Below are 19,095 nucleotides of genomic sequence, written 5' to 3'. Positions count from 1 at the left end.
CGGGCTCGAGGTGCGGCCGGGGCCGGTCGCGCTACCGCCAAGTGTCGTTGACGGTCGCGCAGCCGCTGGTCGGCACGGTCACGGTGCGGTTGGCGCCCGATTCCCAGACGACGCCGCCGCTGCCGTCGACCTTCGTGTACTTGTACTCGACGGTCTGCCCGGCAGGTGCGGCGACGGTGCCGGTCCACCGCGGATAGGCGGACGGCGACAGTTCGGGGCTGGAGGCGGCGTTCCAGGAGCCGAGTTCGCTCGCGTTGCCGGTGATGTGGACCATCTGGCCCCAGGAGGTCTCGGCGGTGACGGTGACGTCGATGCAGCCGGTCTCCTCGCCACCCCCGCCGCTTCCTCCGCCGGTGTCGCCGACGTGGAGGGCCAGCGCGGTCCCGGCCGCGACGGTGGCGTTGAAGGCGCCGCCCGCGACGGTGACGGTGGCGCCGGAGATGACGTCGGTGTAGTCGCCGTCGGGCAGGGCGGTGGTGAAGGTGCGGGAGACGGTGCCGTCGGAGGCGTTGAAGACGGCGTGGCCGCGGTCGCCGCGTCCGAAGGCGAAGGCGTCGCCGCTGCCCCAGGTGTCGTTGAGGCCGGTTCCGGCGGTGGCGGCGCGGAAGCCCGCCATGCCGCTCATGTAGGGGGAGCGGTGGATGCAGGTGAAGGCGTCGGAGCCGCAGTCGACGTCGGCGACCGAGCCGTCGGCGTTGAGCGGCGGGCCTTCGTGGAAGGCGCCGAATTCGTAGCCGGTGTAGGAGGAGGGGGTGCCGAAGGGGTGGGCGAGCATGAAGGCTTCGGCGAGGAGGTAGTCCTGGCCGTGGGTGTGGTTGAGCGTCTCGCTGCCGCGTTCGGTGTCGTGGTTGGCGACGAAGGTGCCCGCTTCGGCGATGTAGCCCCAGTCGGTGCCCATGTCGGGGAGGTATTGGGCGGGGGCCGAGCCGTTGATGTGGTGTTCGAGGTCGCGGGCGTAGTCGAATACGTGGACGTCGCCGTTCGGTGCGTATTCGGCGTCGGTGATGGGTTCGCCGTCGGCTTCGATGACTTCTTGGACGATGTAGGGGTCGCCGTGCACGCGGGAGAGGATGGCGCCGAGTTCTCCGGCGTCGATGTGCTTGGCGGCGTCGATGCGGAATCCGGCGACGCCGAGGCTGATGAGGTCGTTGAGGTAGTCGGCGATGCGGCCTTGGACGTAGGCCGAGCCGGTGTCGAGGTCGTTGAGGCCGACGAGGTGGCAGGTCTGGACTTGCCGTCGGTCGGAGTAGTCGCTGATCTCGCAGTAGTCGGAGCCGGTGTTGTGGAAGTCGTCGGGTCCGTAGCCGGCGTCGGGGTAGTGGAACTGTGAGTACCGGCTGCCGGCCCAGCCGGTGCGGGTTTCGGAGGCGCCGGCGGCCATGTGGTTGATGACGGCGTCGGCGATGACGCCGATGCCGGCCGCGTCGCAGGTGGCGACCATGTTCGCGAACTCGGCGCGGGTGCCGAGGCGGGAGTCGAGCTTGTAGCTGACGGGTTGGTAGTGGATGTACCAGGCGTGTTCTTCGCCGGGGCTGGTGTCGGTGCCGAGGATGTGCTCTTGGGGCGGGGAGGTCTGGATGTGGGTGTAGCCGGAGTCGGCGAGGGGGCCGGAGCATTCGGCGGCGATGGAGTTCCAGGTCCATTCGAACATGTTGAGGATGGATTCGCCGCCGCTGAGCGAGGCGGCCGAGTTGTATTCGGCGGGTTCGGCGGCGGGCAGGGCGAGGGCGGCGGCCGCGGTGGCGGTGAGGACGGCGGTGCCGACCGCGCCGGCCAGTGCCCGTCTGCGGGTGGGTTGAGGCATCGTTGCTCCTATGAAAATCTTGCGCTGGTGTTGCAAGATGTTGCTGACTTCACAAGAACGTAGCACTGAGCGGGCAATGGTTTCAATATTTACGAATAGAAGATTTTGGATTCCTCGCCGTGGGGAGACCGCGGCGCGGGATAGTGGCGAGCCGACTGCACTCTGGATAGGCTTAACCGATGGCGCCGCCCGTGAGCAATTCCACGCTGCCGTCCGTCGACTGGCGCACGGCCGCCTCGTGCTCGCGCGCCTTCATCCGCGGCGGCCCCAGCATGAGCCGCGAGGGCGCGATCGACGTCGTCGCCGACCTCCACCGCCACGCGCGCACCGCCACCGAACTGGTCGCCGACCACACCGGTCTGACCCCGGCCTTCGAGGCCCCCATCGACGTGGTCGACCGCGTCCGCTGGAGCCACGTCAACATCGCCGGACTGCGCCGCCTCCTCGCCGAACTCGGCGCCGACGACGAGCGCAACGACCCCCTCGGGCAGGCGAGCACGGCCGCCAAGGTCACCGGCGTGCAGGCCGGAGCCGTCCTCGCATTCCTGTCGACCCGGGTGCTCGGCCAGTTCGAGACGTTCTCGACCCCCACCGGGCGCCTGCTGTTCGTGGCCCCGAACATCGTCGAGGTCGAACGCCGCCTGCGGCTGCCCGCACGCGAGTTCCGGCTCTGGATCGCCGTCCACGAGGCCACGCACCTCATGCAGTTCACGGCCGTGCCGTGGATGCGCGAGTACTTCCACGGACTCATCCGGACCTTCTTCGAAGCCGCCGAATCCGACGAGTCCACCACTTCGCAGCTGAGCCGGGCCGTGCGGCGGGCACTGTCCTCCTCCCGCGAGTCCGACGAGGACCGCAAGCCGCGCGGCGACGAGGACCAGACCGACGTCATGGCCGCCGTGACCAGCCCCGAGCAGCGCGAGGCGCTGTCGAAGATCCAGGCGCTCATGACCCTCGTCGAAGGCCACGCCGAATCGGTGATGGACGGCGTCGGCCAGACCCACATCGAGCACGTGGCCCTGCTGCGCCGCCGCTTCGACCGCCGCCGCGCCAACCCGGGAGCGCTGCAGCGCTTCCTGCGCCAACTGCTCGGCCTCGACGCCAAACTGCGCCAGTACGCCGCCGGCCGCCGCTTCGTCGACCAGATCGTCGCCGACCGGGGCATCGCCGGATTCAACCGCGTCTGGGAGCAGCCGCAGAACCTGCCGAGCGCGGCCGAGATCGAGCGGCCCGAGGCATGGGCGGCGCGGGTCCTGTCGGGACCGAATGCGAAAGTGGGGCATGGCTAGACTCCCGGATTCGGTCGCGCGGATGCGCGTCGCCATCCGCGATCGCCTCCGCGACCTGACACGCGACTCCCTCGTGCTCGTCGCCTGCTCGGGCGGGCCCGACTCCCTGGCGCTGGCCGACACGACCGCGTTCGTCGCCCCGCGCATCGGCCTGCGGGCCGGCCTGGTGACCGTCGACCACGGACTCCAAACCGGCTCGGGCGAGCGGGCCGCCGAGGTCGCCGACTGGGCCCGCCGGGCCGGGTTCGACCCGGTCGAGACGGCTTCGGTGCAGGTCATGGGCTCCGGCGGACCCGAGGCGGCCGCGCGCGAGGCCCGCTACGCGGCGCTGGACTGGGCGGCCGAGCGGCACGGCGCGAAAGCGGTCCTGCTCGGGCACACCCGCGACGACCAGGCCGAGACGGTCCTGCTGGCGCTCGCCCGCGGCGCCGGACCCAGGGGCATCGCCGCGATGCGCGCGGTGCGCGGGCGCTACCGCCGGCCGCTGCTGGACATCGCCAGGACCGACACGCACGCCGTCTGCGCCGAGCGCGGCCTCAAACCGTGGACCGACCCGCACAACGCGGACCCGAGGTTCAAACGCTCGGCGCTGCGGCAGTCCATGGAGTTGCTCGCCGAAACGCTCGGGGACGACATCGTGCCGAACCTCGCCCGCACCGCCGCGCTCGTGGCGGCCGACACCGACCTGCTCGACGCCGAGGCCGACGCGGTCTACGAGCTCTGCCTCGAAGCCGAGGCGCTGCGCGTCGACCGGCTCGAGGCGCTCGCCGACCCGATCCGGCGGCGCGTGCTGCGGCGGTGGGTTTTTCAGCTCGGAGTGAACGGCGCGGAACTGACCCACCGCCACCTCGAGGCGGTGGACGCGCTCGTGGCCGACTGGCGCGGCCAAGGGCCCACGTTCGTTCCCGGAGGCGTCGCGATCAGCCGGGACGAAGGCCTGCTCAGGGCTTCTGGTAGACCTCGGGCTTGAGCACGCCGATGAACGGCAGCTCCCGGTAGCGCTCGGCGTAGTCCAGGCCGTAGCCGACGACGAACTCGTTGGGGATGTCGAAGCCCACGTACGAGACCGGGATCTCGGCGCGCTGCATACCCGGCTTGCGGAGCATCGCCACCACCGACACCGACGCCGGCTGCAGGCCCTCGAGGTACTTGAGCAGCCACGACAGTGTCAGCCCGGAGTCGATGATGTCCTCGACGACGACGATGTGCTTGCCGGCCACGTCCGAGTCGATGTCCTTGAGGATGCGGACCGTGCCCGAGGAGCTGGTCGAGTTCCCGTACGAGGACAGGGCCATGAACTCCATCTTCACCGGCACCGTCAGGGAGCGGGCGAAGTCGGCCATGAACATGACCGCGCCCTTGAACACGCCCACGAGCAGCAGCTCTTCGGTGTCCGCGAACTCGCTGGACACCCGGTCCGCGAGCTCGGCGACCTTGGTCCGGATCTCTTCCTCGGTGATGATGGTGCGCTCGATCTCCTCGGCGTACCAGGAACCGGGGTCGATGACCGCGGCCTCGGCCTCCGCGGACGGCACTGATGCTGGGCTGGCTAGCTCCGACGTCATAAGACAAGGGTGCCACCCGCTCGCCGCCGACGCTGGCTTGGGTGGGCGAACTCAACCGCTCGTGGTACTAATTACGGATCACGTAGCGCGCCGTTCCACGGCTGTCCCCTCGGGCTCTGCAGGGACGCCCCAGGCCCGCACAGTGTACTTTCGAGTGAATGGCAGCCTTGGCGTAGCTTGCGGACCACAAGTGAACGCAGCACGCTCAAGTACGCGAAATCGCGACGAACGCAGGAGGAAGCGAGTGGTCGACGCCGGGAAACCCACACCTGAGCGGAAGCGGTTTTTCCGGAGACCGTTGGTCTGGATCGTGCTGATCGCCCTGATCGCGGTCCTGGTCGGCACCTTCTTCTCCGGCGGTTCGGACTACGAGGAGTCGACCACTTCCGAGGTCCTGCACGAGATCAACGCCGGCAACGTCGCCGAGGCCAACATCCTGGACAAGGAGCAGCTCGTCAAGGTCGAACTCAACAACGGCGAGATGGTCGAGGCCTACGTCCCGACCGGCATGACCGAGACGGTGGCCCAGACCCTCCAAGAGGGCAACGTCGAGTTCAACACCGAGGTCAACGAGACGTCGGTGTTCGTGTCCTTCCTGCTGAGCCTGCTGCCGATCGCCCTCATCGTCCTCCTCCTGCTGTTCTTCATGTCACAGATGCAGGGCGGCGGCTCCCGCGTGCTCAACTTCGGCAAGTCCAAGGCCAAGATGGTCTCCAAGGACACCCCGAAGACCACGTTCGAGGACGTCGCCGGCTCCGACGAGGCCGTCGAAGAGCTCAAGGAGATCAAGGACTTCCTGCAGGACCCGCAGAAGTACCAGGAGCTCGGCGCCAAGATCCCCAAGGGCGTCCTGCTGTTCGGCCCTCCGGGCACCGGCAAGACCCTCCTGGCCCGCGCCGTCGCCGGCGAGGCCGGCGTGCCGTTCTACTCCATCTCCGGCTCCGACTTCGTCGAGATGTTCGTCGGCGTCGGCGCCTCCGTCACCGGCGACACGCCCGTGCTGATCCGAGACGACGCCGGTACGCGGCTCGTGCCGATCGGCGAGTACGTCGACCAGTACTACGAAGGCGACACCGAGGGGTACGCGAAGTTCGTGGCGGGAGTCGAGACGCTCGGCTACGAGCCCAGGACCAGCGCCTTCCGCGGCAAGACCAGCGGTTTCGCCCGCTCCAAGTGGTCGGACGTCGGCGCGGTCTACCGGCACAAGGTCGACGAGATCTACGAGATCGAATACCTCGGCGGAACACTGCGAACCACCGGCGACCACTCGGTCTTCGTCCGCCGCCACGGCGGCATCAAGGCCGTCGAGACGCGCGATCTGAAGGTCGGCGACATCCTCGTGGACCTGCCTTACAAGACCCGGGGCCGGTACGTCCCCGGTGAGGGCACCGCTCACGAGGTGCGCGCCCACGAGTTCGGCCGCCTGGCCGAGACGCTGACGCTCACCGTCGACGAACCCGACTTCGAGGACGTCTGGAAGTACTCGGTGGCCATGGCCAAGGCCGGAGCCTCGGCACAGAGCGCCGTCGCCGACGAGATCGGCGTCTCGCAGATGACCGTCTCGAACTGGCAGCGCGGAAAGCACCTGCCGGAGGCGATCTCCGACCGCCACGCGACCACGGAGGTCCGCGACGAGGTCGAACTCACTCCCGCGCTGGCCAAACTCTGGGGGTACTACACCGCTGAGGGCCGGGCCAACGGCTCGGTGGAGTTCACCTTCGGCTCCCACGAGCACGACCTCATCGCCGACTGCGCCTCGCTGCTGCGCGAGGTCTTCGGGGCCGAAGCGGTCCTGGAGCACACCGAGGACAGCTCGACCAAGGTGCATGTCCGATCGGCCCGCCTCGGCCGCTTCTTCGAGCGTCACTGCGGCAACGGCAGCCGCAACAAGCACGTCCCCGAGCTGATGTGGACCCTGCCTCGCGAGTACTTCCTCGCCTACTTCGACGGCTACCGGGCCGGCGACGGCTGGGAGTCGCCGGAGGGCGCGATCGAGGTCACCTCGGTCAGCGAGCAGCTCATCCGCGAGCTGGCCTGGCTGTGCTCGATGCACGGCATCCCCGTCTCCACGCATTCCGGCCGGAACGAGGCTGGACGCGTCATCAAGGAGAAGCCGCTCCCAGAGACGAATTACTGGCGCCTCAAGATCGGCCCCTCCTCCAACCCGTACACCGGGGACGGATCGAGGCAGAAGAAGCGCCCGCGCATCACCAAGATCACCCGCAAGGAGTTCGACGGCTACGTCTACGACCTGTGCGGCTGTGACAACGAGGCGTTCTTCGGCGGCGACAAGCCGATGCTCCTGCACAACAGCCGCGTTCGCGATCTCTTCACCCAGGCCAAGGAGAACGCCCCCGCGATCGTGTTCGTCGACGAGATCGACGCCGTCGGCCGCCACCGGGGCGCCGGCATGGGCGGCGGCCACGACGAGCGCGAGCAGACGCTCAACCAGCTCCTGGTCGAGATGGACGGCTTCGACACCCGCGGCGGGGTCATCCTCATCGCCGCCACCAACCGGCCCGACATCCTCGACCCGGCGCTGCTGCGCCCGGGCCGCTTCGACCGCCAGATCCCGGTCGACGCGCCCGACAAGGAGGGCCGCGAGGCGATCCTGTCGGTCCACGCCAAGGGCAAGCCGTTCGTCCCCGACGTCACCTTCGACACCGTCGCGCGCCGCACTCCCGGGTTCTCCGGCGCCGACCTCGAGAACGTCATCAACGAGGCCGCACTGCTGACCGCCCGCCGCAATGAGCAGGCCATCTCCATGGACGCGCTCGAGGAGGCCATCGACCGCGTCATCGCCGGACCCGAGCGCAAGGGCCGGGTCATGGGCGACGACGAGAAGAAGATGACCGCCTACCATGAGGCCGGCCACGCCCTGGTCGCCCACGCGCTGCCGCACGCCGCGCCGGTCCACAAGCTCACGATCCTGCCGCGCGGCCGCTCCCTCGGGCACACGCTGGTGCTGCCGACCGAGGACAAGTACTCGCAGTCGCGCTCGGAGATGATCGACACCCTCGCCTACGCCCTCGGGGGACGCGCCGCCGAGGAGCTGGTCTACCACGACCCGACCACCGGGGCGCAGAACGACATCGAGAAGGCCACCAAGGTCGCCCGGGCGATGGTCACCGAGTACGGCATGTCCGGCAAGCTCGGCGCGGTCAAGTACGGCTCGGCCAGCTCCGAGCCGTTCCTCGGCAAGGAGTACGGCCACCAGCGCGACTACTCCGACGAGATCGCCGCGACCATCGACGCCGAGGTCCGGGCGCTGATCGAGATCGCCCACGACGAGGCCTACGCGATCCTCACCGACTACCGCGACGTCCTCGACCGCATGGTCGTCGAGCTGCTCGAGAAGGAGACGCTCAACCAGGAGGACCTCGCCCGGATCGCCGAGCGGGTCGACAAGCGCCCGCCGATGTCGCCGTTCAACGGCACCTCGAGCCGCAGGCCCTCGGGCAAGCCGCCGGTGTCGACGCCGAACGGCTCCAAGCCGGCTTCGCTGGACGAGCCGTCCGAGGAAGTCACCGACCCGTCGTAAGCTTGTTCGATGGCTGAACTCGACAACCTCGCGGCGCGGCTCCTCGACGGCCGCATCAACGGCAGCCCGGTCGAGGACGCGGTCGACCTGCCGCGGATCGAAGCGGCCGTCCGCGAGATCCTGACCGCGGTCGGCGAGGACCCCGACCGCCCCGGTCTCAAGGAGACGCCGCGGCGCGTCGCCCGGGCCTACGCCGAGCTGTTCGCCGGGCTCCGGGTCGACCCCGAGGAGGTGCTCAAGACCTCCTTCGACGAGGACCACAACGAACTGATCCTCGTCCGCGACATCGAGGTCCAGTCCTTCTGCGAGCACCACCTGCTGCCGTTCACCGGCGTGGCGCACGTCGGCTACATCCCCGGCGACTCCGGGCAGGTGGCAGGACTGTCGAAACTGGCGCGGCTGGTCGAGGTCTACTCGCGCCGCCCGCAGGTCCAGGAGCGGCTCACCAGCCAGATCGCCGACCAGCTGTACAAGTCGCTCGAGGCCGGCGGCGTGATCGTCGTGGTCGAATGCGAGCACACCTGCATGTCGATGCGCGGCATCCGAAAGCAGGGCTCGACGACGGTGACCTCGGCGGTGCGGGGCATCCTGCAGTCCGACGCCAGGACCCGCGCCGAGGCGATGTCGCTGCTGCGCGGCACCGGCTGAGGTCGCGCGCAGCGGAAGGCCGGATGCGCCGCATCCGGCCTCTGCTCTGTGTTCCTCGATTGTTCGCGAGTCCTCTGGGCTCTCGGGCTCCTGGTCTCCCCGAAGGCGGACGCTAGATCGTCTCGCCGGTGGAGGGCTGGAAGTTGCCCTCGGTGCCCGAGGGGGCGTTCGGGTCGCCCGGGTTCGGGTTGTAGGCCTCGGGCGTGGTCTCGACCGAGTCGAGGAAGCCGTCGCCGTCGGTGTCGGTCATGACGGTGTTGGAGTAGCCGTCCGCATCGGAGTCGATGCTCACGTAGTCGGCGTAGCCGTCGCCGTCGGTGTCCGAGACGATGGTGTCGGCGTAGCCGTCGCCGGTGGTGTCGGAGGCGACCGTGTCCACATAGCCGTCGGCGTTGGTGTCGCTCATGACCTGGTCGACGACGCCGTCGCCGGAGGTGTCGGAGGCGATGGTGTCGATGTAGGTGTCGCCGTTGGTGTCCATGGCCTCGGACTCGAAGGTGCCGTTGCCGTCCAGGTCCATGTGCAGCTCGTCGGAGACGCCGTCGCCGTCGGTGTCCACCGCGACGCCGTCGGCCACGCCGTCGTAATCGGCGTCGATGTAGGTGTTGCCGTCGGCCGAGAAGGTGTCGTCCTCGATGCCGTCGCCGTTGATGTCGAAGGCCTCTTCGGTGTCGCCGGAGTAGTCCTCGGCCACGTCCGCGTCGGCGGCGGTGTCGTCGAATTCGCTCATTGCGCCATCCTCATTTCGAGAGAAGTGTTCCGTGCTTGTGATCATGACTCTATGGCAGCCTCCGGGGCCGTGAATCCCCAGAGTGTGCCAACTGCCTATGCTGGACCGGACCCGCCCGAAAGCGGGTTTCCGCGCGCGATGGTCTGATTTGCTGGAGTATCGGTGGGCCCTGCCGACAACGCCTTCGACATCCCCGAGCCGCCCCCGGTCCTGGTGCCGGTCCCGGCGAAGCGGGTGTTCGACATGCACTCCCGGCGGGTGGTCTGCGGGACGCCCGGCAGCGGCTGGCGGTTCGACATGCGCGCCGACGACCCGGTCACGCGGGAGGGCGCGATGCTGGTGCCGGTGATCGCCGAGGCCGACTACTACCGGGCCGTCGACGGCGACGGCGACGCCTACGCGTCGCTGGTCCCGGCAGAGGAGGTGTGGGTCCAGCGCGCCGACGCGAACCCGGAGCCCTCGACGCCGCCGCCGGGGTACCTCATCGACCGGCTCTCCGACCCGGACGCGCCGCCGGTCCGCAAGCCGTTCCCCGCCTCGGACGTGCCGGGCCTGATCGGACGGCGGGTCTGGTACTGGGCCGGCGGTTCGTTCCGCGACGACTTCCGCTGCGTCTCAGAGCCGTTCGAAGTGGACGGCGACTTCTGCGTGCGCGTGGTCGACGAGGCCGCCTGGTACCGGTGGCAGCGCACCGGGCAGGCGCCCAAGGCGGTCGACGCGTTCATCCACCACTTGTGGACGCAATAGGCTTCAGGACTGCCAGAGCTTGGTCATCATCGCCTCCACGGCGATGCGCGGCCGCACGTTCGCTTCGATGGCCTTGCGGCACTCGAGGATCGCGTCGATGCGGCGCAGCAGCGACTCGGCGCTGAACTTGGTGGCGGCCGCCCGGGAGGTCTCGGCCATGTCCGGGTGGATCGGGGCGATCCGCGCGCCGAAGCCGACCGCGAGCGCGTCCCGGTAGAACGCGGCCAGGTCCACCAGGGCTCGGTCCAGGGAGTCGCGTTGGGCGCGGGTGTCGCGGGTCTTCTGTCGCTTCTCGAGCTCCTTGAGGGCCGCGGCGGATCCGCGGGCGGCCTTGGAGGCGCCTTTGCCGGTGCCGCCCTTGCCGAGCGCGGTCTCGAGTGCTTCCCGTTCGGCGGCCGAGCGCTCGGTGTAGGTGCCGGAGGCTTCGGCTTCGGCGGCCTCGATGAGCTCGACGGCGGCCGTGAAGCAGGCCCCCAGGCCGGTCAGGCGCCGCGGGATCTGGAGGACGGCGTGGCGTTTGGCGCGGGCCTCGGGGTCGGTGGCGAGGCGCCGGGCCCGGCCGACGTGTCCTTGGGCGGCGGCCGCGAACAGCTCGGCCTCGTGCCGGTCGAGGCCGTCGCGTTCGACCAGGAGGTCGGCGATGGCCGCGGCCGGGGGCTGGCGCAGGACCATGACGCGGCAGCGGGAGCGGATGGTCACCGAGATCTCGGCGGGGTTGGTCGAGGGCGCGCACAGCAGGAACGCGGTGCGTGCGGGCGGTTCTTCGACGGCTTTGAGCAGGGCGTTGCCGGCCGCTTCGGTGAGGCGGTCGGCGTCTTCGACGATGAGGATCTGCCATCGTCCGGCCGTGGGGGCCCGGGAGGCCTCTTGGATGAGGGTGCGCACCTGGTCGACGCCGAGTGAGAGTCCTTCGGGGATGACGCGGGTGACGTCGGGGTGCGTGCCGCCGAGGGCGGTGCGGCAGGCGTGGCATTCGCCGCAGCCGCCGCGTTCGCATTGGAGCGCAGCGGCGAAGGCGACCGCCGCGGTGGAGCGGCCGGAGCCGGGCGGGCCGGTGAACAGCCAGGCGTGGGTCATGCCGAGGCCGCGGGAGGCGTCGGCCAGGACGCGGCGGGCTTCGGGCTGTCCGACGAGCTCGTCGAAGACCCCGGGCGCGGTGTCGGTGGCGTTCACGACCGTCCGGCCTCCTCGGCGACGCTGTGCCAGGGGGTCTCGCCGGCGTCGAGGTCGGGCCAGGCGGTCGCGGAGCGGCTGGTCTCGGTGCGGATGTCGAGGCGTTCGGCGACGGCGTCGCGGACGGCGTCGGCGACCTGGTCGGGGGTGCCGCCGGCGGGGACGACGAGGTAGCGTCTCGGGTCGTCGGCGGCCAGGTCGAGGAAGGTCTGGCGGACCCGCTCGTGGAAGAGGAGGTCTTCCTGTTCGAGGCGGTCGCCGTCGCCGCCGGCCTTGGCGCGCTGGAGTCCTTGGGCGGGGTCGACGTCGAGGACGACGGTCAGGTCGGGTTTGAGGCCGCCGGTGGCCCAGGAGGAGACCCAGGCGACCTCGTCTCTGCCGAGGCTGCGTCCGGAGCCCTGGTAGGCGATGGAGGAGTCGACGTAGCGGTCGGAGACGACCACGGCGCCGCGTTCGAGGGCGGGCCGGATGACCTTGTCGACGTGCTGGGCGCGGTCGGCGGCGTAGAGGAGGGCCTCGGCGCGGGGGGCCGGGGCGGAGTCGCCGCCGGTGTCGAGCAGGAGGGTGCGGATGCGCATGCCGATGTCGGTGGCGCCGGGTTCGCGGGTGAGGACCGATTCGTAGCCGCGTACGCGCAGCCAGGCGGAGAGTTTGACGGCCTGGGTGGACTTGCCGGCGCCTTCGCCGCCTTCGATGACGACGAAGAAGCCTCGGCTGCCGGCGGGGACGGCCGCGGACAGGGGCCGCCCGCGCAGGGAGGACCAGAGGTCGGCGAGGACGGGGACGCCGGGTTTGTCGTCCATGCGGCGGAAGGCGGTGATGCCGAGCCAGACGACCAGTGCGGCGGCGGCGAACAGGAGCACTCGGCTCATCGAGATCTCGACTCTGGTGATGCCGAGGTCGAGCTGGCGGGCGGCCTGCCAGCCGGCGAGCGGCGCGGCGACGGTCATGGAGACCATGAGGATGACGCGGGCGCTGACGCCGATGAAGGCGAACATGCGGCCGCGGATCTCGTCGCCGACTTCGCGTTGGAGGAGGGTGATGCCGGCCAGGAAGGCCATGCCGGCGCCCAGGCCGATGATCACCGATCCGCTCAGGGCGACCCACAGCCAGGGCGCGAGGGCGTTGATCGCCAGTCCGGTCCCGGCCAGGACGATGCTCATGCCGAACCAGCGCAGCCGCGACAGGTCCCGGATGATCTTGGGGCCCAGGGCGATGCCGATCCCGAGGCCGATGAAGAGGAATACGGCCAGGAGGTAGAAGGCCGCGTCGCCGGCGCCGAGGTTGGCGGCGTAGACGGTGCCGACGCCGATGAGGATGCCGGCCCCGCTGAAGGCGCCGAGCATGCCGATGACCAGGCCGCGGACGCGTTCGCGGCCGCGCAGGTAGCTCCAGCCCTCGACGAAGTCGGACCACATGCCGCCGGCTCTGGCCGCGGCCTTGGCTCTGGCGAGGCCGTCGCGGCCGGAGATCTGGGGGATGAAGAACAGGACGGTGATCGCGAGAGTGCCGAACATGGCCGCGTCGATGTAGAGGGCCAGGACCATCGGCTCAGCCCAGGCGCCGAGGTTGGACCAGACATTGGCGCCGCGCTCGAGGATGGCCAGGACGCCGAACGCCAGCGGCGGGGCGAGGCCGTAGGTGGTGGCGAGGGTGAGCTGGTTGGCGGCCTCGTATTTGGAGGCGGGCAGGAGGTTGGGGACCGCGGCCTCCTTCGCGGGCATCCAGACCATCACGGCGATCTCGATGAGGATCTGGGCGACCGCCAGCCAGGTGACCGTGAGCGCCACCGAGCCGGTGGCGAGGTAGACGGTCGGGACCGAGGCCAGGAGCGCGAAGCGCGCGAAGTCGCAGGCGGCCATGGTCTTGCGGCGGTCGAACCGGTCGGCGAAGACGCCGGCGATGGGCCCGAACAGCAGCGAGGGCAGCAGACGCAGGACGATGACGCCGGAGAACGCCGCACCCTTGGCGGCGAGGTTGTCGAACAGGGACTGGGCGAAGCCGGCGGTGGCGAACAGGGCGAGCCAGTCGCCGAACGAGGCGAGTCCGAGCACGGTCCACAGCCGCCGGAAGGGGCGGATCCGCAGCACCGTCTTCAGATCCGCGGTCGTGTTCGCCATGCCACTCCTCAGATGTCCAGGTCCCAGCCGGGTTCGCCGGCGGGACGACCCGCGACCGCACCGGCCCGATTACGAGACTAGTCGGGCCGGTCCGGTCGCGGGTTCCGGCGCGGGCGGATTGAGTGCTCTACGACAGGCGGCGCGCCAGGTAGTCGCAGACGACCCTTCCGGCTTCGGCGATGGCCGAGGCGTCGCCGTCGGCGTCGCGGCGGAAGGCCAGGCGGACCAGGGCCTGACCGGTCTCGACCGCGACGGTCACGGTCTCGGTCAGCGTCTCGTCGGGGGTGACCCCGAAGCGCTGCTCGAGACCGGCGAGGAGCTGCGCGGCGATGACGTCGCCGCCGCTGATGAGCCGTTCGCCGCGGCCCGGGTCGATGGCGTCGCCCAGGTGCAGCACGCGGAAGCCCGGAGCGGTGCGGTACATGTGCACGTACTCGGCGACCGCGCACTGGACCCCCGCCCGCCAGTCGGTCGGCGGTTCGGCCTCGAAGCTCGCGACCAGGCGCTCGATGTACTGGTCGATGTAGCGCTGGCTGAGCGCCTCGGCGAGCGACCGCTTGTCGCCGAAGAACTGGTAGACCGAGCCGATGGCGACGTCGGCGCGCTGGGCGATGGCCGTGGTCGACAGTCGGTCGTACCCGACCTCTTCGATGAGGTCGGCGGCGGCGTCGAGCATTCTGCGGACGCGGGCGGCGCTGCGCTCCTGGACGGGCAGGCGTCGCAGCGAGTGCGCGGGGCCGAATTTGGGCGCCGGCGACATGGTGGGCTGCCTTGCGGCTGGCACGGTTGCCGTGCTCATGGTGTTGTCTCCCCCCTCGTGATGACAAGTATCCCCATCATGGACGACTTGCCCGGATTTGAGGCCCATTCCGGCCCGTGTCGCGAACAAATTTCTGGCTTGTCCCCCGCACGGGCCCGCCGCCGTGGGCTGCGGGTTTCGTCACTCCGAGGGGGACGACGGTTGCCGCGCCTCCGACCCGACGGAAGGATTACGAAGGCTTTGCGCGTTGTGTCAGAGGACGGCACCGCACGAGAGGACGAGCGATTTGAGCAATCGGCGCAACCCGGCGTTCCGGGCCCACTGCCGCCAGCGAAGGATCAGACGCGTCGCGATGGTCTCGGTTCACACCTCTCCGCTCGCCCAGCCGGGAACCGGCGACGCCGGCGGCATGAACGTGTACGTGCTCAACACCGCCACCGAACTCGCCCGCGCCGGCGTCGAGGTCGAGATCTTCACCCGGGCGACCAGTTCAGAGGAGCCCCCGACCACCGAGGCGGCGCCGGGCGTGCTCGTCCACAACGTCCACGCCGGCCCGTTCGAGGGACTGTCCAAGAACGACCTGCCGACGCAGCTGTGCGCCTTCACGGGCGGCCTGCTGCGCGCCGAGGCCCACAACCCCGCCGGCCACTACGACCTCATCCACGCCCACTACTGGCTCTCGGGCCAGGCCGCCTGGGTCGCCTCCGAGCGGTGGGGCGTGCCGCTGGTCCAGACCTTCCACACCCTCGCCAAGGTCAAGAACGCCCAGCTCGCCGACGGCGACAAACCCGAGCCGCACACGCGCGTGATCGGCGAGGAGCAGGTCGCCGCCGAGGCCGACCTCCTCATCGCCAACACCGACGCCGAGGCCGCCGAACTGCACGATCACTACCGTGCCCACCTCGACCGGGTCAACGTCGTCCACCCCGGCGTGGACCTCGACGTCTTCCGGCCCGGCGATGCCCGCGAGGCCCGCGAGGCCCTGCACCTGCCCTCGGACGCGCTGGTGGTGGCGTTCGTCGGCCGCATCCAGCCGGCCAAGGCCCCCGACGTGCTGCTGCGCGGACTGGCCCGGCTGCGGCACACCGACCCCGAGCTCGCCCGGCGCATCGTGCCGGTCTTCGTCGGCGGACCGTCCAACACCGACCTGTACTGGCTGCCGAAACTGGCCGCCGAACTCGGCCTGGCCGACCAGGTCCAGTGGCGCGCCCCGCGGTCGGGCGAGGCCCTGGCGCAGGTATACCGCGCCGCCGACGTGGTCGCCGTGCCCAGCTACAACGAGTCGTTCGGGCTCGTGGCGCTCGAAGCGCAGGCGAGCGGGACGCCGGTGCTGGCCGCCCGCGTCGGAGGACTGCCGACCGCGGTCGCCGAAGGCGCATCGGGGCTGCTGGTCGACACCCACGCCGCCGACGACTGGGCCGCAGCGCTGCGCACCTTCTTCTCCGACGGCGAGCTGCGCCGGCGACTCGCGGCCGGCTCGCGGAGCCACGCCGAGTCGTTCTCGTGGAGCGCCACGGCGGCGGGCATCCGCGCCGCTTACTTCCGCGCCGCCGAGACGCACCGCACGGCGCGGCTGGCGGCCCGCCGCTGAATCCGGCCTAGGGTGGAAGGGTGATCGAGAAACTCACCGCGGCCTTGGACCAGATCGGGATCGAGTACCGGCAGGACGGCCCCCGCTCGGTGTCCTTGGTGCTGCCCGGGCAGCGCAAACTCTCGACCCCGTGCTCGCTCATCCTCGAAGACCACGCCATGCGCGTCGAGGCGTTCGTCTCACGGCGCCCCGAAGAGCACCACGAGCGGGTCTGGGCCGAGCTGCTGCGCCGCAACGGGCGGCTCTACGCCGTCTCGTTCGCCATCGACGAGTCCGGCGACATCCACCTGGTCGGCCGCGTGCCGATCGCGTCGGTCGACCCGATCGAGCTCGACCGCGTCCTCGGATCGGTCCTCGAGGCCGCCGACGACGCCTTCAACGCCATCCTCGAACTCGGCTTCGCCTCCTCGATCAGGGAAGAGTGGCGCTGGCGGCTCTCCCGCGGCGAGTCCACACGGAACCTCGCCGCCTTCGAGCACCTCCGGCCCGACGACTGATCAGTCGGCCGTGCGGCGGCCCAGTCCGTGCACGAGCGCGCCGAGGCCCAGGTAGGCCAGCGCGGCGAGCCCGTAGTCGAGGACCGCTTGGAGCCTGGAGTCCTCGACGGTGAACATGCCGAGGAACAGCCAGGCGAACCAGTCGGCGATCGCGCCGAAGAAGTCCACCAGCGGGTTGCCGGGATTGGCCTCCAGCAGGACCAGCGCCAGGTACAGCAGGATCACCGCCGCGACGGCGGTGAGCAGTCCGGTGAGAATCTGCACGGCGAGCGGGTAGTAGCGGGTGCGGTGCAAGACCATGATCGTCTCCTCAGGTCATTGCGCGGGGAATCGACCGGGCTTCGCCTTTGGGGGTGCGCAGCGGCCGGTCGTCCTGAATTGTCGTTATAGGGCGTACCCACTCACTCCGGCGCTAATCATGCCGACTGTCGCGTTCGCGAAACCGCTCCGGCGCGTGCGCGCAGAGCGACGGCGGCCACATCGTGCGGGCGAGGCGCGGGCACGCGCGGCGTCGGCGCGGCAGGATGGAGGGTATGACCGCTACTCTCGTGCTGCTTCGCCACGGCGAAAGCGAATGGAACGCCAAGAACCTGTTCACCGGCTGGGTCGACGCCAAGCTGTCGGCCGCCGGCGAGGACGAGGCCCGCCGCGGCGGGCGGCTGCTGGCCGAGGCCGGCCTGCTGCCCGACGTCGTCCACACCTCGGTGCTGCGCCGCGCCATCAACACCGCCGAGCTCGCCCTCAACGAGGCCGAGCGCTCCTGGATCCCCGTCAAGCGCCACTGGCGCCTCAACGAGCGCCACTACGGGGCGCTGCAGGGCAAGAACAAGGCCGAGACGCTCGCCGAGTTCGGCGAGGAACAGTTCATGACCTGGCGCCGGTCCTACGACACCCCGCCGCCGCCGATCGAGCCCGGATCGCAGTACTCCCAGGACGGCGACCCGCGCTACGCGGACCTGGCCCCGGAGGTGCAGCCGGCCACCGAGTGCCTCAAGGACGTGCTGGAGCGGATGCTCCCGTACTGGTACGACGGCATCGTCCCCGACCTCAAGGCCGGGAGGACCGTGCTGGTGGCCGCCCACGGCAACTCACTGCGGGCCCTGGTCAAGCACCTCGACGGGATCTCCGACGACGAGATCGTGGGACTGAACATCCCCACCGGGATGCCGCTGCGCTACGAGCTGGACGACGTGACCCTCAAACCGACCGTGCCGGGCGGGGAGTACCTCGACCCGGACGCCGCCGCCGAGGCGGCCGCGGCCGTGGCCGCCCAGGGCAAGAAGTGAGGCGAGCCCTGGAGCGGCTCCGGTTAACGGAGGGTGACCGTGATGCGGCCCGGCGCTCGACGCCGGGCCGCATCACGCTTACGCTGGAGTCGTGCCGAAACATCATTCGAATCCCCTGCCCCCCGCACCGAGGAAGTCGGTCGGGGGCGCGTTGGCGGGGGTCGTCGCCGGCGCCGTGTTCGGCGCCGCCTCCGCCGCTCTGGCCCTCACCCGCTCCCGCAGGGGCGCTCCCGACCCCCGGAACGGCTCCCAAGTCTCCCCTGACCGGCGGCCATGGGCCGCGGCGATCGACCTGCTGCGCACGGGCGTGTGCCTGGTCGACGACGCCAACCGGGTCCTGTACGCCAACGCCGCCGCCCGCGATCTGGGCCTGGTCGACAATGTCGAGATCACCTCGCTGACGCTGCGGGCGCTGCTGGCGCAGGCGCGGCGGTCGGGGCGGTTCCGCGACGCCGAGCTCGACGTGCCCTCCCCTGGCATGGGCGAGCCGTCGGCGGTGCGCGCCAGGATCACGCCGCTGGCCGACGGCATGTCGGTGGTCGAGCTGCAGGACATCTCGGAGCTGCACCGGGTCGAGCGGGTGCGCCGCGACTTCGTGGCCAACATCAGCCACGAGTTGAAGACCCCGGTGGGGGCCATGCAGATCCTCTCCGAGGCGCTCAAGGACGCCGCCGAGGACCCGGACGCGGCGGCGCGGTTCGCCGACCGCATCCAGGCCGAGTCGGCGCGCATGAACCACCTCATCTCCGACCTGCTGGAGCTCTCGCGCCTCCAGGGCGCCGAGAAACTGCCGGACCCCGAGCCGGTGTCGGTCGACCGGATCGTCGCCGAGGCGTTCGACCAGACCCGCATCGCCGCCGAGAAGAAGGGCATCGAGCTCAAGTCGACCGGCGTCTCGGGCCTGGAGGTGCTCGGCTCGGAGTCGCAGTTGGTGACCGCGGTGAAGAACCTCGTCGGCAACGCCATCGCGTATTCACCTGAGCGCACCAGCGTCGAGGTGACCACGTCGGTATGCCGACCGGGCGGTTCGGTGGCCAAATCGCACACCGTCTGCATCTCGGTCCGCGACGAGGGAATCGGTATTCCCCCAGAGGAACTGGACCGGATCTTCGAGCGGTTCTACCGGGTCGACGCGGCCCGGTCGCGGGCCACCGGCGGGACCGGTCTGGGATTGGCCATTGTGAAGCACGTTGCGGTGAATCACGGCGGCCGTGTCGACGTGTCCAGTATGCCGGAATCCGGGTCAATGTTTACCTTGATGTTGCCTGCGCGTTCCCTACCGGCCGACGCAGGGGCACCGGACTCGGATGCAATCGACAGAACAGACGGCCCAGTTTGCTAGGG

Annotated in this window: 15 protein-coding genes and 3 pseudogenes; 11 read left to right on the top strand and 7 right to left on the bottom strand. The window is 70.2% G+C overall.

Annotated elements, in window-relative coordinates:
• Positions 1–31: 31 nt before the first annotated feature.
• Positions 32–1,804 carry a carbohydrate-binding module family 20 domain-containing protein gene (locus tag ACYVL2_RS10965; protein WP_460543129.1) on the bottom strand — a complete coding sequence of 591 codons (1,773 nt, stop codon included), beginning with the start codon at positions 1,802–1,804 and terminating at the stop codon, positions 32–34.
• Between the two features lie 191 nt (positions 1,805–1,995).
• Here ACYVL2_RS10965 and ACYVL2_RS10960 point away from each other — a divergent pair, with 191 nt between their 5' ends.
• Positions 1,996–3,093: a zinc-dependent metalloprotease gene (locus ACYVL2_RS10960; protein WP_460543127.1), complete on the top strand. Its 1,098-nt coding sequence runs from the start codon at positions 1,996–1,998 to the stop codon at positions 3,091–3,093.
• Entirely contained in the window at positions 3,086–4,063 is a 978-nt protein-coding gene (gene tilS, locus ACYVL2_RS10955) for a tRNA lysidine(34) synthetase TilS (protein WP_460543125.1), read from the top strand. The genes ACYVL2_RS10960 and tilS overlap by 8 nt, the downstream gene beginning before the upstream one ends.
• Here the strand turns inward: tilS and hpt are convergent.
• On the bottom strand, positions 4,035–4,598 hold the full coding sequence (hpt, locus tag ACYVL2_RS10950) for a hypoxanthine phosphoribosyltransferase (protein WP_460543168.1): 564 nt from the start codon (positions 4,596–4,598) through the stop codon (positions 4,035–4,037). The genes tilS and hpt overlap by 29 nt on opposite strands.
• Positions 4,599–4,902: 304 nt before the next feature.
• On the opposite strand from hpt, the pseudogene ACYVL2_RS10945 reads away from it, so the two are divergent.
• The 4 genes and pseudogenes from ACYVL2_RS10945 to folE form a co-directional block, all read left to right on the top strand.
• Positions 4,903–5,649 (top strand): annotated as a pseudogene (locus ACYVL2_RS10945) (ATP-dependent metallopeptidase FtsH/Yme1/Tma family protein); the annotation flags it as partial.
• 6 nt (positions 5,650–5,655) lie between these two features.
• Positions 5,656–6,909, top strand: a pseudogene (locus tag ACYVL2_RS10940) (hypothetical protein); the annotation flags it as partial.
• Between the two features lie 57 nt (positions 6,910–6,966).
• Positions 6,967–8,199, top strand: a pseudogene (locus tag ACYVL2_RS10935) (ATP-dependent metallopeptidase FtsH/Yme1/Tma family protein); the annotation flags it as partial.
• A gap of 9 nt (positions 8,200–8,208) precedes the next feature.
• Positions 8,209–8,847 (top strand): GTP cyclohydrolase I, encoded by a 639-nt coding sequence (gene folE, locus ACYVL2_RS10930; RefSeq protein ID WP_460543123.1) that lies wholly within the window; start codon positions 8,209–8,211, stop codon positions 8,845–8,847.
• 112 nt (positions 8,848–8,959) lie between these two features.
• Here folE and ACYVL2_RS10925 read toward each other — a convergent pair whose 3' ends face one another.
• Positions 8,960–9,577, bottom strand: a complete 618-nt coding sequence (locus ACYVL2_RS10925; protein ID WP_460543121.1) for a hypothetical protein — start codon at positions 9,575–9,577, stop codon at positions 8,960–8,962.
• Between the two features lie 162 nt (positions 9,578–9,739).
• Here ACYVL2_RS10925 and ACYVL2_RS10920 point away from each other — a divergent pair, with 162 nt between their 5' ends.
• Positions 9,740–10,324 (top strand): hypothetical protein, encoded by a 585-nt coding sequence (locus ACYVL2_RS10920; RefSeq protein ID WP_460543119.1) that lies wholly within the window; start codon positions 9,740–9,742, stop codon positions 10,322–10,324.
• A gap of 3 nt (positions 10,325–10,327) precedes the next feature.
• On the opposite strand, the gene ACYVL2_RS10915 is transcribed toward ACYVL2_RS10920, so the two are convergent.
• The 3 genes from ACYVL2_RS10915 to ACYVL2_RS10905 all read right to left on the bottom strand — a co-directional run bounded on the left by ACYVL2_RS10915 (position 10,328) and on the right by ACYVL2_RS10905 (position 14,416).
• Positions 10,328–11,497 (bottom strand): DNA polymerase III subunit delta', encoded by a 1,170-nt coding sequence (locus tag ACYVL2_RS10915; protein WP_460543117.1) that lies wholly within the window; start codon positions 11,495–11,497, stop codon positions 10,328–10,330.
• The gene (gene tmk, locus ACYVL2_RS10910; RefSeq protein WP_460543115.1) at positions 11,494–13,617 is read right to left on the bottom strand and encodes a bifunctional MFS transporter/dTMP kinase; all 2,124 of its coding nucleotides are present in this window, start codon (positions 13,615–13,617) and stop codon (positions 11,494–11,496) included. The genes ACYVL2_RS10915 and tmk overlap by 4 nt, the downstream gene beginning before the upstream one ends.
• A gap of 127 nt (positions 13,618–13,744) precedes the next feature.
• A complete protein-coding gene (locus tag ACYVL2_RS10905; RefSeq protein ID WP_460543113.1) occupies positions 13,745–14,416 on the bottom strand; it encodes a TetR/AcrR family transcriptional regulator in 672 nt (223 codons plus the stop codon).
• Positions 14,417–14,729: 313 nt separating this feature from the next.
• Here ACYVL2_RS10905 and mshA point away from each other — a divergent pair, with 313 nt between their 5' ends.
• Together mshA and ACYVL2_RS10895 are read left to right on the top strand one after the other, a co-directional pair.
• A complete protein-coding gene (gene mshA / locus ACYVL2_RS10900) occupies positions 14,730–15,968 on the top strand; it encodes a D-inositol-3-phosphate glycosyltransferase (RefSeq protein ID WP_460543111.1) in 1,239 nt (412 codons plus the stop codon).
• A 20-nt stretch (positions 15,969–15,988) separates the two neighbouring features.
• A complete protein-coding gene (locus ACYVL2_RS10895) occupies positions 15,989–16,465 on the top strand; it encodes a type III secretion system chaperone family protein (RefSeq protein ID WP_460543109.1) in 477 nt (158 codons plus the stop codon).
• On the opposite strand, the gene ACYVL2_RS10890 is transcribed toward ACYVL2_RS10895, so the two are convergent.
• Positions 16,466–16,765: a hypothetical protein gene (locus ACYVL2_RS10890; RefSeq protein ID WP_460543107.1), complete on the bottom strand. Its 300-nt coding sequence runs from the start codon at positions 16,763–16,765 to the stop codon at positions 16,466–16,468.
• 233 nt (positions 16,766–16,998) lie between these two features.
• Between ACYVL2_RS10890 and ACYVL2_RS10885 the strand changes: the two genes are divergently transcribed.
• A complete protein-coding gene (locus ACYVL2_RS10885) occupies positions 16,999–17,751 on the top strand; it encodes a 2,3-diphosphoglycerate-dependent phosphoglycerate mutase (RefSeq protein WP_460543105.1) in 753 nt (250 codons plus the stop codon).
• A 91-nt stretch (positions 17,752–17,842) separates the two neighbouring features.
• The gene (locus ACYVL2_RS10880) at positions 17,843–19,093 is read left to right on the top strand and encodes a sensor histidine kinase (RefSeq protein ID WP_460543103.1); all 1,251 of its coding nucleotides are present in this window, start codon (positions 17,843–17,845) and stop codon (positions 19,091–19,093) included.
• The last annotated feature ends 2 nt before the right edge of the window (positions 19,094–19,095 follow it).

It is taken from the genome of Glycomyces halotolerans, from assembly GCF_054779575.1.
The sequence above is the reverse complement of the archived record's forward strand: the minus strand, read 5'-3'. Positions and strand labels throughout refer to the sequence as shown.